Raw genomic sequence first — 13,753 nt, 5'->3', positions numbered from 1 at the left:
TATTTTATTATAATAATGGCAGCAATTGCATCTTAATAATTTTTGCTAAGTGTCTAGAAACACGATAATCGACGCAATTTTTCAACATTTCAAATATTGCGGTTTTACTTCCTATAAATGAAAAATCATCTGGTAAACTAAACAATCTTGCTGTTTCTCTAACAGATAGGTATCTGTCTAGTTGAGGATGGATGAATACATCGTCCTGAACATGAGTTATCGTGGGAGCCTGGCCTGTACCTAGTAAACGCTGACAATAATTGCTGAACGTTTTATTAGGAGCTCTTAGTTCAACAGGGACATTTTTAATATTGCCACCCTGTGGAACATGCTTCATTCGCTCCAACGTCTTTTCAGTGGGTGTAAAGAACACATCTTGTTGATGTACACCTTCGATGTCTTCAAAAGCTTTGTTCACTGTCATATACTCAGATAAATGCGGTATAGAGATTTTAGGTTCTCCTTCTTTTATGCCTAGGATAAACGCACGGGATCTTTTTTGTGGAGATCCCAACATTGAACTGTTTATAACTTTTGCTGTGATTCCAAAGTTACTTAATCTTTCTTTAAATCTTTTTAACATAATTCCACCTTTAACGGAGATAAAATTTTCTACATTTTCTATGAGAAATGCTTTTGCTTTACTCCATTGGATAATGTTTATCGTTTGTTCCACAATCGGGTGGAAAAATGATATATCATCTCTAAAGTTGTTTTTGGTGTTTAATGCACTGTACCGAATACAAGGAATCCCAGCAACCACTAAATCACAGATTGGAACATCCCCTTCACTGAAGTCCATGACATCTTGCGTGATTATGTGATCACCAATGTTCTCCTTGTAAGTCAACACATGATTATCTTTCAATGCTTTGGATTCAAACCGATCATTCGCAAAAATAATTTCATACTGTTCATCAAGGAAGCCTTTATCCATGCTACCGCACCCCGAAAACAGGGAGAGCATTTTAATTGACTTATCTTTTAGACGTTGTGGAATGCTGCCTTCGGAAGATTTTGAAAAGTCTAAGCCTTCCGCTTGGAAATAATTAAATAAATCCAGTTGTCCGTAACCTGATGCATGACAGTATTCATTAATACTTACTGAATACTTTTTATTTTGAAGCATCGTGTGCTGTTCTTTAGCATCTTTAAAGGATACGACGTTTTCTAACTCTACTAAATTCGCCTCTGCGACTGTAAAAACAATTTTCCCTTTAAGGATTTCCACTTCAATTTTATTATGCTCAGCAAAGAAACCCTCTACGTCTTTAGCCTTTATATCGATTACTGGAACTGTGCTTCCGTTTTTTTGAGTCGTTTTTGCTACATGCTTCTTAGAACCGGATTCTACAGGTAGTATGGTAATCTTTTTCTTGTCTTGATCTATTGCGTACTTAATTGGCTGACCTATTCCAAAGCCATAATTCGCTAAGTATTTAGCTTCGATGTACAACCTAGATTTAATTTTGTATAAGCGTTTCTTAATAGTTTCCTTCATGAGTGCATTCTCCTATTGAATAGTTATTGGGTTGTAGGCGCAAAAAAACACCTAAAACGAATGAATGATTAGACACACAGATAGTGTGAAATAAGCATTAATCACCGTTTTAGGTGTTTTGTTTAATAAAAATCTCTTCTGCGCCTGCGAAGAGTAATAGTTAAAGTTTTGAAAATGTTATGCATTAATTGTAGCACACACTGAGAAATTCTGCTTAACGAGAATTATCGCTCCTCTAACGACGTGTAATGATTTGTTTATAATACTTTATATAATTCATGTTTAATGGTTGTGTTGTGCCTTACTAATTACACTTTATAGTGTAACAAGTGAAATTAGTTGAAGAGTTCGGGAGAAACAATTCAATTAACTCCTGTTTACTTGAATAATGTATAAGGAGTCGTTAAACATGTCAAAAGAAACAGAGTATGCAAAATTTTGTAAGGTAGCTTCAAAGATATCTGCAAGAGGTATTTCAGGTTATATCACCCTTCCCAGTTCTGTTACATTTGAAGGTACTAACTCTAACTATGTAAACTACTATCTAGGTGGTTTCCTACAGGCAGAGTGTGGTCTATCTTATAGAAAAGGTAATGCAGGATTCCGTTGGTTTGCAAATGATCATAATGGACTTGTAGGTGCTGGATCATGGGGTGAATTTGCTTTCGGTCAGAAAGTGCATCTCAAACTTGTTGTTGATGAACCAACAACAAATCCATCAACTCCTCTATATATTCGTTTTTACGTAAACGGTATAGAAAAAGTTAAATATACGTATAAGACATTTCTGGTTGGTAATACAGCTAGCGATTTACGATTAATTATTGCTGCTGGTAGCAATGTTTATGCTTCTACGCCAAATACATTGCCTGCATGGGACATCTGGCATAGTCAACTTACTGCGTCGCAGTTGCAAATTAAGAATGCGAGTAGTAACACTTGGACTGCACTTACTACAACTAATTCAACTCCTAGTACTTTCCATTGGCCTGAGAAGAATGGAGTAGCTGTACCGTGTCCAAATCCTCAAAATTATATATTTAATTTTTCTCAATTAGCTAACTCGACTGTAACTGCGACTTTGGCGAAATAGTAACAGTATTTAAATCTTAGTGATTATTTATCTAGCCCTCAGGTCCTGCTTCTAGCAGAGACTTGAGGATTTTTTTATGGTAATAACCCTTAGATTATCGATGATTTAAAATGACAGTGAGTGATATATTTACCCGCTATCAACTAAGCTTGTTTTCCTGTGGAACATAGATAATATAAAAAATCATCATCCAAATAAGGATAATGATTTTTTTGTATATTAGGATTCACCAGGAATCTCAAATATGAAGTTTGATCCGCTGGAAGAGGGTGCAGAAGCTTCGAAAATTGATTTTCCATTCTCATCAATAGTCCCATATTTCACTTGATCTATTTTCCATAAATCCATAAAGTAGTTTATTTTACCTGTGAAATCAGGTCGAGAACCCCACTCTTTCGCTACAGATGGGATAATATTAGGAATTCCATCTTTATTACTTGAATCTTTTTTTCCGGCTTGTGCTTCCCAAATTTCCCGTGCTGCACCATTCTGTACTTCAAAATATTGAGCTATACCCCTATATACGTATAGGAACCTATCTTTTTGTCCGAATTGAAAATAGTAATGACCACCACTCCCTCCCTCTTCAGTTGGCGTAAAACCATCATGTAAAAAAATACGAGGCAGTTTTATTACAGCATTTCTAACTTCTGTAATATCATTGCTCTTAAGCGATTCTGAAAGTTCTTTATCCGTTTTATAAATAATGATGGTTCTAGTTTTCTCATCCCATTCTACATGTGCTTTCAAACCTTCACCAATAAAGCGGAATGGAACATAAGTCGAACCATTTTTAATAATTGATGCGGTTGCTAGAGTAACCTCATTATCTCCAATAAAAGCTGTTTTACTGCCCACTTTTATTTTAACCTTATCCAGCGTTAAAGAATCCTTCACAGTGACAGTTTTTGTATTATTATCCCAATGGACGTTTACATTCGGTACTAGTGTAACGGTACGTATTGGAACCAGGATATTGTTATTAATGATAATAGGAAGTTGTCCCTCAACTTTTTGCCCATTAATATTTAAATTAATTCCGTTCACCTTTGAAGCAGATACAACATTAATTGAACAAGATACTACGACGATCAAGATACTTAACAAACTAATTATTTTTTTCACGATTCATTCCTCCATTTACATTGTTATATCCATATCAACAGCCTTTTGACTAAATAATAATTATTGAACATTATCCTTCACCAAGCTGGTTTTGATTAATTTCGAATGTTCTAGATTATTAACGTAAATAAATGGAAAAAGTTGCACATTTGGATTGTAGGCGCAAAAAACACCTAAAAGGAATGAATGATTAGAAACACAAATAGTGTGAAATAAGCATTAATCACCGTTTTAGGTATTTATTTAAAAGAGTACTAAAGGATATCGTTTTAGAATATATGATTTATTGAATCATATTAGATGAAGGTTGAGAGAATAATTCTAATCAATAGCAATTAACTTCCAAACTCCTTGGTTATCTTTTTTAAAGTATAATAACCAAGAAAAATCTTTTATGTTTTGTCCGTCCGCTTTCTGGCCTAAAACATCAATAGATACTCTTTCTTCAGCGTCAATATATGCATCAGGGGATACTTCATAGAAACGAAATTTATAGGGTCCTGTAAGTAGAGCTTCAAATTCAGAAGCATATGCTTCTGGGAAAATATTAGTGAAGTAATCAGTATCATGTTTTACAACAGCTTCTAACATAGTTAGGAGTGCTTCTTTAAAGTTATCATCAACGTTCGGAGAATCAATCTGATCAACATCAATGAAAACACCTTCTTTAAAGTTAGATGTAGTTGGAGTATTGTTGTCATCAGTTAAAACTTCATTAGGCTTGGTTGATTTGGTTTCTTCATTTTTATCAGTACTGATATCGCTTGTAGAAGTGAGACTTTCGGATACTTTCCCACAAGCGGTAATACTCATTACGGTAATAAGCAAGCCCAAACTAATAATTAAATGTTTTTTCATATAGCACCTCTTTTCTTTATATATATAAACGCAAAAAAGGATAAAAGGTTTTGAAATGTAAACAAATGCCCTGTAGTTACACAGGGCATTTATATTTAAATATTTAATATTAACTCCGCATTGCAACCATTGAGTAAACTGCACGAGGAGTTTGGTCCGTACCACCAAAAGATCCCTCAGCGACTTTATATTCAGACGAACCGCCTCCATCAAGGAAGATCCCGTTAACCAATGTACCAGATCCTACTTTTTCCTTAATAGCGTTTCGGAATGCAGTTGCCGAACATTTAGTAGTTGATACAACTAACCAGATGTTATTCGTATTATTATATACTAAGCCTGTGCGTGCGGAACTGCCATCTAAATCTGGCATGTTTTCTGCAGTAGCTTGTGCTTTCCAGCCACTTTCATTGTTTAGTCCCATACTGATACCACCTTGTGCCCAGTATTGGGTTTTACTTAGTACATTCAGATCATTAATCGTTGAAGCAACCTGTACAGAAAATTGAGAGGCTTTTGTGTCCCACACAAGGGTACCACGATTATATTTTTCATTTTTATAACCACTACCGTAAGTCCCATTTGATCCATTAATCGGATTACCGTTATTCGCTGCAATCGAAAGTATGCTACTACCGTAGAAGAAGCCTCCGTTAACACCATATATAGATTGTGCAGAAACTGCCTTCTGACCGATATATGTCATATAAACATTATTAGGTGAAGTTTTCATCGTCACCAATTTAACACCATTTGAAGCAGTATAAGTTGCATAAGTATAAGCCATTTTATAACCTCCAGAATATGATTTGAAAACTCTGCTTGGCCAAGTTTGTTTTCTTACTAATAAAAGTGTTCTAACTCTGTAAAAAAACAACCTAAACTTTACTTAGATTAGTATAATAAAAAAGGCCAGCAAACAGCGCTGACCTCTTTTTCCGAATATATAAAACGATAATATAATGAATGCTATATGGGAACGTTAAAACATTTACTTAGCTATAAAGAGTTCAACAAACTGCGTATAGTCAGGAAGGGAATCAAGATCGTATCTCTGTACAGCACGAATCACTTTCTCCGTAAGATCTTGTTGCACATCACTTCGTTCATTTGGTTTTGCGCGTAGACTAGACTTAATGATAAGTGGTTGAAACATGACGATGATTTGATTCATCGCCTCTTTATCTCCTTCTTTTGCCCGCTGCACAAGTTCAAATAAATTTATTTCATTCACTGTTTCGTTCATTTCTTTTTAAGCACCTCATCTTTAATGATCTCTATCATCTCTCTTATTGTTGCGTTGAGCATTTCAATTTTTTTTTCAAATCGTAAAAGTAGATAACCTGTTAATACGATGGGAAATCCTAAAGTCGATATTGAGGTTGTAAGCATTGAAATTAATGTTTGTGTTTCCAAATTAGCCAACCCCCTGACAGGTTGCAATAGCCACAGCCAAAAGTTCATTCTTCATTTTTTGAAGTGCTTTAATTCTAGTCTTTGTTATTGCCTGTTGGGATACTTTCAAAGAATTTGCGATTTCTGTATCTAACACACCTGCATCATAGGCGAGTGTAATAATAAGTTGTTGCTTCTGAGTTAGCTTTGAAAATGCAGAGTACAGCTTAGGATCTTCAATTTGAGATTGGAAAACTTCTGGACTACGTTGTGGTAAATCAAAGTCTGGTGTTGCTGATAAGGAAGAAATGTACTCACCTAGTGACATATCTCCTTCATCACCTACAGGCGTGTCAAAAACCAATGGGTTTCTTTCATCATATCTTTTACGCTTTCTGTGATAATCGATATCAGCAAAATAAATAAGTTGGCATAGATATTTTGTAAAGCGAAATTGAAAGAAAAAACTTTTGAATGCCGTGTCAAGTTCGACCTTTACTTCTGATGATGGATCGCAAAGTTGCCTCCCAAATAATAGTACATGGTATGGATTTTCGAAGAAGCCACATATTACTTTATTTTCAAATACCCTTGGGTGACTTTTACGATATGTAAGGAAAACATCAATTTCTCTCATGTTGGAAGATGATTTGTTTACTGCTATTGTGTTCAATATAAATCACTCCTTTACGTTCTTAGATTCTATCTATTAAAGTGATATGAACCTCCTTTTACACAACCCCTTTTACGAACGTTTGTTCTTTTATTGTGTAAGAATGGATTTTTCGCAATGTATCTCTATCTCTATTATAGAACAAATGTTCCTATTATGATATGAAAAATATTGCTTATTTTCGTCGTTTGTTAGTTGTTTACAGATGTTCTAATCATAATTTATGACGTACAACTTAGACTTGTCGGAGTATAATGAATTAGGATTCTGTTGATACTGGAAGAATTGAGATAGTAAACAAACGTGAGTGGATACTACGCTAAAATTAGTAGATGATGGATAGAGCACTCGGATAAGGGGCCATGGGGTAAGGGGACACAAAAAAATTCAAAAACGCCAGATGGAGGGCTTTTTCGCATATTCATTTCTATACAGTAACTTTTAAAGCAATTGATTGCCATGAATTTTATAAGTGTATGAATGTCAAAACGGCAGAACATAGGGCTAACTATTTCCCATCAATTTGTTAAACATAATACAATGGTTCGTTTACGTTATTATATGTATTCTCAAACGTATCTTACGTTCGATATGAATGATTTTTATATCTCTTATTCCAAATAGGAGTATGGTGTAAAACGTTGGCGTTACTGGAGTTATAGCAAAAAGAACTACAGGAATAATAATTATCCTACCGGCTAATAGATAATTGAAAAATAGATGACTCAAACGCCCCTCTTTCGCCCCCTAATGTTATAAAATTGGAAAAAAGAAGTTTTCCTTGCTAAGAGCAGAATCTGCAATAATCCTTCCTAACGTCATCGATCCTTTCGAGTTAGGAAAATAGTTAAGAACCTAAATAAAACACGTAATACATAATTCATCCTGTTGGATAGTTATGTATTACGTGTAACATGTTATATTCCAATTAAGATAGCATTAACACATTTAAGTTATTTGAGGTGTTATAAATTAAATCCCTATAATCATATAAAAAATAGAGGAGTATCGCATTTGCGGTACTCCTCTATTTTAAGTTTTCTTTACTCTTCTGCTTCGGGTCCTAAGTAGTAACCATCACAATAATGAATTTGAATTTATTATTTTAAAGATGCATACACGTCGGAGTTACCAATATATTTCTTATCCAATAGGTACGTTTTACCGTCAGGGGTTGCTACATTTAGTGGCCATTCTTCTGTCTCTAATCTACTACTTGGTGTATTTGCTGTAAAGGCAACCCAATTATTTGAGCTATTTTTATATTTCATTTGATAAGCCCTAACTTGGTCGTGTTTAACAGTCCATGCTTTTAGTGGTGGAGTGACCCCTGTTGCTTGATAAGAAGCTAAGACTAGCCGTGCAGAGTTCGGAACAGAAGTGACTGTCTTACTGAAAGTTTTGATAATACTATCATTTACCTTGAATTCTATCAGGTTCAGTGCGTTTCTTTCAAGAGAAATTGTGACAGTAGCGCCGTTAGCGTATAAAGTTGGTCCATATGTTGTAACGCCCTCTCCATTCGCAAAAGCACGCCACATTAAAGCACCATTCTGTTTCCAGCCACTTTGGTCTTTACAAGATATACCGCATTCATAAGAACCAAGGCCACAGTAGAAATTGATATAATCATATATTCCTGGCAAGGTTTTAGCGTTTGGTAATGTTAATGTTGCTTTGAACCCTTTGTCGTTAAGATCACCTGTTTTGATTCGTACAACCTTTGCATATTCATCGAGCTGTCCCATAGTTAATAACTTCCTCTCAAATTGTTTATTTTGTTTTAGTTTGATTGACTATTTTTACTAGTAAATAGTGTAGGTAGGTTCGGGATACCACGTTGAACTGACTGTATCCCTCAGCAGCTAACGTGGGAACTTATACCTCAGCCTCGTCTTAAAGAAGTTCTCATTCTTTCAGATCAATTTGGCTTATGTTATATAAAGTGTTATGAACTGCAGAATTCACAACCATGTTTAAAATAATTAAAAAAAATTTTTATTAGTAAGTAAGTTTGAAACATGCTACCGGATTTGCGTAAGATACCTTGTATATGTTCTTGAATCACCCGGAAAGGCAAGTTTTTGAAAATGTCCATGTCTGTAATAAGATAATGGAAATGAATATAAACGGGAAAAAACCCTATGATTAGCTCAGCTAATTATAGGGTGCTTTTTTATGGTGCAGCGTGCCCAGATAAGCACGCATGAGTATGAGAGGTGGCTACTGAACTAATGGAGCGTCTTACTCGATTTTGGTCCAGCTATTTCAGATGTTAAAAATAACACATGGAATCGTAGAACGGGTAATTCGTTGGAATCATTATGCTAATTTGTAGTAGTGAATTACTATGAAGTAACTTAAATCAATGTGGAGAAGGGTGATTAGGAAAAGAATCTTCTATAATTTTAAAAAAACAATGGCTAGTTAAAGTTCTAAACAATAAGAACTTCAACTAGCCAATTACTTTATGGTGTTATAAGCTCATGGTGATGCCCCTTCAGCTCAATTCTATAATGTCCAAAGGTTCCTTTTCGATCATCATCGCTTGGATCGCCAAAGCGTTGATAGCCAAATGTAGAGATACCATTAACATTAATTGGCCAATCATAGACCTTACCCTCAGTGTCGAATCCATAATAAAATCCAGGCTTACCTAAATAATCAGAAGACCATTGTCCATTGTTAAACGTTGCAGATTTTAAATTGCTTGTTTCATGAGGATCGGTTATACCACGCTCATATCTCGTCAAATAATAGACATCGTTTAGATATGTTTTTACTGCCTTTATTGGTGCTTTTTCAATCGCTACCCTTGTAATCACTTCTCCATCCACACGGTATAAATTATATTCCTGCGTTGTGTCATAGGCATAATTCAAATAAAAATGGCCCATCTCTGTATTAAACCATTTATCCCCCTGACGAACCAAGTTTTTATCCTCAATGAATTCCTGATAAACAAAAGGCTTGAAATATGAGAAAGTATTGTCATTACTAAATAATAATTGTCCCTTTTCTTTAATGACTACCATAAAACGGTCACTATAGACAATGGATTTTCCTTGGTATAGTAATTTAAAAACGTGGGTAAGATTAAGTTGTTCAATCGCTGTTGCGTTAACATCCCTAATTATAATCAAACTATATGGTTGAATCTCCGTATTTTTTAAATAGACTACTTTTTTATTAAATGCCTCGCCAATGTACCTTAAAGGAATATACGTTGAATTGTTGTAAATGGTTGGGGCCACATCCATATCACTCGATTTACCATTTATAGAAATATTATTCTTCCCTATTTCCAAGAAAATGGTTTTGTTAGCGTCTTTAATGGTAATGGACTGATTTTTTTTATTAAAATCTACCTTTGCACCAAATCCTTCAGAAATAAAACGAAGCGGGACTAATGTCCTTCCATCTTTAACAATCGGCTGAACGGCTGATACCTTCTGCCCATTAATAAATGCTATGGAGCTTTCAGGGGAAAGAACCAAACTATTTTTCAAGTCATATTCTGTTACATCTTTATAATAGTCATGAAGATTTTCCGCGTGTATCGTATAACCAAAAGCTAGGAATAATGTAAAAGTGAATAATGTGAGGATCATTTTAACTTTCATTGCTACACCTCTCTATAATTAATTTTTTATTCTAAAGATACATATATGCCCTAATTACCAAAATATGTATTGTTTATATTATACACTTTTCCGTCAGGGGTTGCTACCCCTAAGGGTTGATCCAATATTACGGTTGTAAAAGGTTCACGCCTGATATTAAAAACGTTATTCGAAATGTGCATGCAACTTCTTCTATTGATACAATGTACATAGGGAGGATGAACAATGACAGAAGTTCGAGATAAGATGAGAACATTAAGGCGAGGAAGAAGACAAAACGGTGAATGTGCAGCTGGTTGTGGTACATATAGTGGTTTAAGTTATCTTTGCCCTACTTGTGCTTTAGATCAAAGTGAACGCCAAAGACGACAACAACTTGGTGAAAGAGTATTGAAGAGGCGCCCTAGGAGATTGTCTACTTGGGATGAGAACTATACGAATCGTTCTCTTGTTGGTGCTATGGAGAAGAAAGGGTATCCACCTAATGATACCGAAAAAATGAAGGAGTTAGCAGAATTGATTGGATGTACAATACGGACGGTTCAAGGATGGGTTTATGAAAAAAGAGTACCTAGAACTAAATTCCATTCGGCTATTGAAGAAATCCTTGATACTCCTATCCAATTTTAGTGAGCACAAACTTACTGAAATTTAGTCTAATAAAAAATGCAGGAATGTTAAATATAATTAGAATATTGAAAATCCCTGCTCAAGAGTTAGGGGTTTTTTTCATAGGCGTATAGATCCTAATCTATTTACAGGAGAATGTCATAGAAAATCCCGCTACATTCTTTAATATAAAATCCATCATATTTTAATGATGTGGTATTATACAGATCAATGAAACACGAACTAAAGGCGCTCAAAGCAGATTCACTTCTCACCCATCATGCTAACTACTGGACAACCTATATTCACCCTCAGTTTATGATTATTATAGAACCGACATGAAAAGGAGTTTATTATGAAAAAATACACGTTATTAATACTGATGATTTTTGTAATGATGACAGGGAGAACAGATGCATCATCACTACTCCTATCTCCAGGTCTTGGACACATACAGGATAGAGCAGGCATGTTTCCCACAGCATCCATTCCTGACCTTGAAAAATCAGCTACTAGATCCCCTTATCACTTTTATATTGTTACGGTAGAGAGTTTAGACGGTAAGACACAGGATCAGTACGCTATGGATATCTATAAGAAATGGGAATTGAATACAGATGAAATCCTGATCCTATTATCTGAATCAGAACAAAAATTAAAGATATATTTTGAAAACATCAATCTACAACAGATCATCGAGGCCCTCCCAAACGATTACGCAGGTAGCGGGTATGCACCGACTTCCAAAATGGATCTATTGATAATTAAAAACTTTATTACTCCAGCAGAAAATGGAGACTTTGCAACCGGCATTCAAATGTTAATGGAAGCAATAAACAACCTAGCTGATAAAGGACTCGAAACATGGCATTACGTGATCATGGGGAGTATAGGTTTGGCTTTTGGTATGTACCTCATCAACAGAGGATACAGTTTAAGGACTCAAGGGAAAACAAAATTAAACTTGTTTAGGGTAGGTCGTTCACTATCCAGTCAACTAAATGGATACGTGGAACAAATTACTGCCTTATTAGAGAGATACAATAATCCTACGGATTCTCAACGGTTAACCTATATTAAATCAGAGGCAGACCATTTATCTATACAACTATCCGTGTTAGTTAATTCAATTGAGACGACAAAATTAAGTATATTTAGTGATTTTGGAGTGAGAACACTTAACAGGTACCAACAAGACTTACACACTTCTCATAAAACAATCGATAGCATTAAACATCAATTAGATGAAATACATAATCTTGAAAAGGAAATCAAAAGTTTGCTTGAAGAAATTCAGTCAAGAGCACACGCGTTGATGTCCCGTATAGAGATTTTATCTACTACGGCCAATTTGAACGATTTACTAGCTGAATTGCATCAAGAAATTGAATTAATTCAACAGAACTTTACTAATATGGAACTTTTCAATGCCAAAGAATATTTTAACCTAATTCGTGCACAGATCGAAGAAAAAGAACATTTATTAAGTAAACTACCTGATATGTATAAACAACAACAAGAGTATAAAGTGCAAATTCGAACTGTGGAAGGTAATATTCAAGATTTATTGATTCATCTAAATCTAACTCTTGTAGACCGCAAGGCGTTTGCTGAGTTGCAGCGAGCGTCACTCTTGTGTGACCGGTACTTATTTATTTTGAAATCAGGAAATTTGAGAGAAGCAGAACGGATCTCTAATGAAATTGTTGACATTATAAAACAGTCGGTTGCTTCTGTTAAAGAAACTCTCGAAATGCGTGATAGTGTGACTGTAATACTTAAAAATTTAGAAGATTGGGTTGCCAATATGGGGTATAAAGATAATACGTACCTAGGCGAGTTGAAGCGGGTACAAGAAACATTTCATCTATCAAGTTGGGCTGAGATGAAGGAAGATTATACAATGCTTAAGAAGGCGCACAGTGAGTTTGATGATGATTTCACAGTATTTAAACAGTTGATATCCGATCACTACTATGAACAAGCCCAAACTTTGGGAGATTCATTGATTAAGTTAACTATATTGATAGATCAAAAGATAAAAGATCTTAATGTCTATGATAAAGCCATTTCTAAATTAGAATGGCTGAAGAATCGCTTTAGCATCTATTTTGAAAAGTATGAATCTTATTACGCGAAATTCATCGGTTTAAAACTAGACCAATCTGTACAATTTATTGCGTTAGAGGGAATGAATCAGCTGATTCTAGATCGTAACAAGTCACTATTTCATATGATATCGTTCCCTCCTTACCATATAGACGAAATAGATGATGAAGTGAGTTTATTTGTTAAAGATATTCTAGAATTCATTAAGAGTGTGGATAGATTTGAAGATCGACGAAAGTATGAGGAAACGATTAAACCGATCACTTCTAATCTGGAAGATGAACAAAGGTTAGACCATACGGGGCAACAAAATGAATATACAAAGAGACAAGAACAGAAACTATTATCATCGACGAGTTTTATTGGTCAACGAGAGAATGTCACAAAGACGGGTTCAGGCTCTAATGATGGGCAAACTTAGTACTGATCAATTTTAGTTTAGTATCATCATACGTATCAATTTTTGTAACACATATACCCGCTTCCTTTGATTAGCAAGGGAGCGGGTATATGTGTTTTGTTGATATCTTGTTCATATTGCATTATTGGTTGTCTTGAAATGTCATCTTAAAGAGTAAGTGTAATTTGGAAGTAACTTTTCTACGCTTCGCGTCATATGACCTTAAATGACCTCATTTGCAAAGGAAAGGATCAAGGTGTCCATTTGCACCATATATGGCAGTGCGAGCTCTCTGGGGCTACCCTCGAGCGTTACAACCAATATCTAACGTTATATTCCATCTACTCTTTTATATGATATTCGTGTG

Annotated in this window: 12 protein-coding genes; 3 read left to right on the top strand and 9 right to left on the bottom strand. The window is 35.0% G+C overall.

Annotation, left to right across the window (positions count from 1 at the left end; translation table 11 throughout):
* Window positions 1-7: 7 nt before the first annotated feature.
* Window positions 8-1,501 (bottom strand): DNA cytosine methyltransferase, encoded by a 1,494-nt coding sequence (locus AC1TO9_RS14750; RefSeq protein WP_482059619.1) that lies wholly within the window; start codon window positions 1,499-1,501, stop codon window positions 8-10.
* A gap of 409 nt (window positions 1,502-1,910) precedes the next feature.
* Here AC1TO9_RS14750 and AC1TO9_RS14745 point away from each other — a divergent pair, with 409 nt between their 5' ends.
* Window positions 1,911-2,594, top strand: a complete 684-nt coding sequence (locus AC1TO9_RS14745) for a hypothetical protein (RefSeq protein ID WP_482059618.1) — start codon at window positions 1,911-1,913, stop codon at window positions 2,592-2,594.
* Between the two features lie 219 nt (window positions 2,595-2,813).
* Here the strand turns inward: AC1TO9_RS14745 and AC1TO9_RS14740 are convergent, their stop codons facing one another.
* The 8 genes from AC1TO9_RS14740 to AC1TO9_RS14705 all read right to left on the bottom strand — a co-directional run bounded on the left by AC1TO9_RS14740 (window position 2,814) and on the right by AC1TO9_RS14705 (window position 10,268).
* Window positions 2,814-3,719 carry a copper amine oxidase N-terminal domain-containing protein gene (locus AC1TO9_RS14740; protein ID WP_482059617.1) on the bottom strand — a complete coding sequence of 302 codons (906 nt, stop codon included), beginning with the start codon at window positions 3,717-3,719 and terminating at the stop codon, window positions 2,814-2,816.
* A gap of 321 nt (window positions 3,720-4,040) precedes the next feature.
* Window positions 4,041-4,577, bottom strand: a complete 537-nt coding sequence (locus tag AC1TO9_RS14735) for a hypothetical protein (protein ID WP_482059616.1) — start codon at window positions 4,575-4,577, stop codon at window positions 4,041-4,043.
* A 109-nt stretch (window positions 4,578-4,686) separates the two neighbouring features.
* On the bottom strand, window positions 4,687-5,364 hold the full coding sequence (locus AC1TO9_RS14730; protein WP_482059615.1) for a hypothetical protein: 678 nt from the start codon (window positions 5,362-5,364) through the stop codon (window positions 4,687-4,689).
* Window positions 5,365-5,568: 204 nt separating this feature from the next.
* Window positions 5,569-5,823 (bottom strand): helix-turn-helix domain-containing protein, encoded by a 255-nt coding sequence (locus AC1TO9_RS14725; RefSeq protein ID WP_482059614.1) that lies wholly within the window; start codon window positions 5,821-5,823, stop codon window positions 5,569-5,571.
* Window positions 5,820-5,993, bottom strand: coding sequence for a YvrJ family protein (locus AC1TO9_RS14720; RefSeq protein WP_482059613.1), 174 nt, complete (start codon window positions 5,991-5,993; stop codon window positions 5,820-5,822). The genes AC1TO9_RS14725 and AC1TO9_RS14720 overlap by 4 nt, the downstream gene beginning before the upstream one ends.
* A 1-nt stretch (window position 5,994) precedes the next feature.
* Window positions 5,995-6,645, bottom strand: coding sequence for a sigma-70 RNA polymerase sigma factor region 4 domain-containing protein (locus tag AC1TO9_RS14715; RefSeq protein ID WP_482059612.1), 651 nt, complete (start codon window positions 6,643-6,645; stop codon window positions 5,995-5,997).
* A 1,100-nt stretch (window positions 6,646-7,745) separates the two neighbouring features.
* The gene (locus AC1TO9_RS14710) at window positions 7,746-8,393 is read right to left on the bottom strand and encodes a hypothetical protein (protein WP_482059611.1); all 648 of its coding nucleotides are present in this window, start codon (window positions 8,391-8,393) and stop codon (window positions 7,746-7,748) included.
* Window positions 8,394-9,113: 720 nt separating this feature from the next.
* Complete coding sequence (locus tag AC1TO9_RS14705; protein ID WP_482059610.1) at window positions 9,114-10,268, bottom strand: copper amine oxidase N-terminal domain-containing protein; 1,155 nt, start codon at window positions 10,266-10,268, stop codon at window positions 9,114-9,116.
* 225 nt (window positions 10,269-10,493) lie between these two features.
* Between AC1TO9_RS14705 and AC1TO9_RS14700 the strand changes: the two genes are divergently transcribed.
* Together AC1TO9_RS14700 and AC1TO9_RS14695 are read left to right on the top strand one after the other, a co-directional pair.
* Entirely contained in the window at window positions 10,494-10,898 is a 405-nt protein-coding gene (locus tag AC1TO9_RS14700; RefSeq protein ID WP_482059609.1) for a hypothetical protein, read from the top strand.
* Window positions 10,899-11,232: 334 nt separating this feature from the next.
* On the top strand, window positions 11,233-13,407 hold the full coding sequence (locus AC1TO9_RS14695; RefSeq protein ID WP_482059608.1) for a TPM domain-containing protein: 2,175 nt from the start codon (window positions 11,233-11,235) through the stop codon (window positions 13,405-13,407).
* Window positions 13,408-13,753 lie beyond the last annotated feature (346 nt).

Source organism: Paenibacillus sp. Y916, from assembly GCF_056786435.1.
This window is presented reverse-complemented; position numbering and strand designations above follow the sequence as displayed.

Coding starts and splice junctions, on each gene's coding strand:
- AC1TO9_RS14750 (WP_482059619.1), bottom strand. CDS start 1,501: ATGAAGGAAACTATTAAGAAACGCTTATACAAAATTAAATCTAGGTTG.
- AC1TO9_RS14745 (WP_482059618.1), top strand. CDS start 1,911: ATGTCAAAAGAAACAGAGTATGCAAAATTTTGTAAGGTAGCTTCAAAG.
- AC1TO9_RS14735 (WP_482059616.1), bottom strand. CDS start 4,577: ATGAAAAAACATTTAATTATTAGTTTGGGCTTGCTTATTACCGTAATG.
- AC1TO9_RS14730 (WP_482059615.1), bottom strand. CDS start 5,364: ATGGCTTATACTTATGCAACTTATACTGCTTCAAATGGTGTTAAATTG.
- AC1TO9_RS14725 (WP_482059614.1), bottom strand. CDS start 5,823: ATGAACGAAACAGTGAATGAAATAAATTTATTTGAACTTGTGCAGCGG.
- AC1TO9_RS14710 (WP_482059611.1), bottom strand. CDS start 8,393: ATGGGACAGCTCGATGAATATGCAAAGGTTGTACGAATCAAAACAGGT.
- AC1TO9_RS14705 (WP_482059610.1), bottom strand. CDS start 10,268: ATGAAAGTTAAAATGATCCTCACATTATTCACTTTTACATTATTCCTA.
- AC1TO9_RS14700 (WP_482059609.1), top strand. CDS start 10,494: ATGACAGAAGTTCGAGATAAGATGAGAACATTAAGGCGAGGAAGAAGA.
- AC1TO9_RS14695 (WP_482059608.1), top strand. CDS start 11,233: ATGAAAAAATACACGTTATTAATACTGATGATTTTTGTAATGATGACA.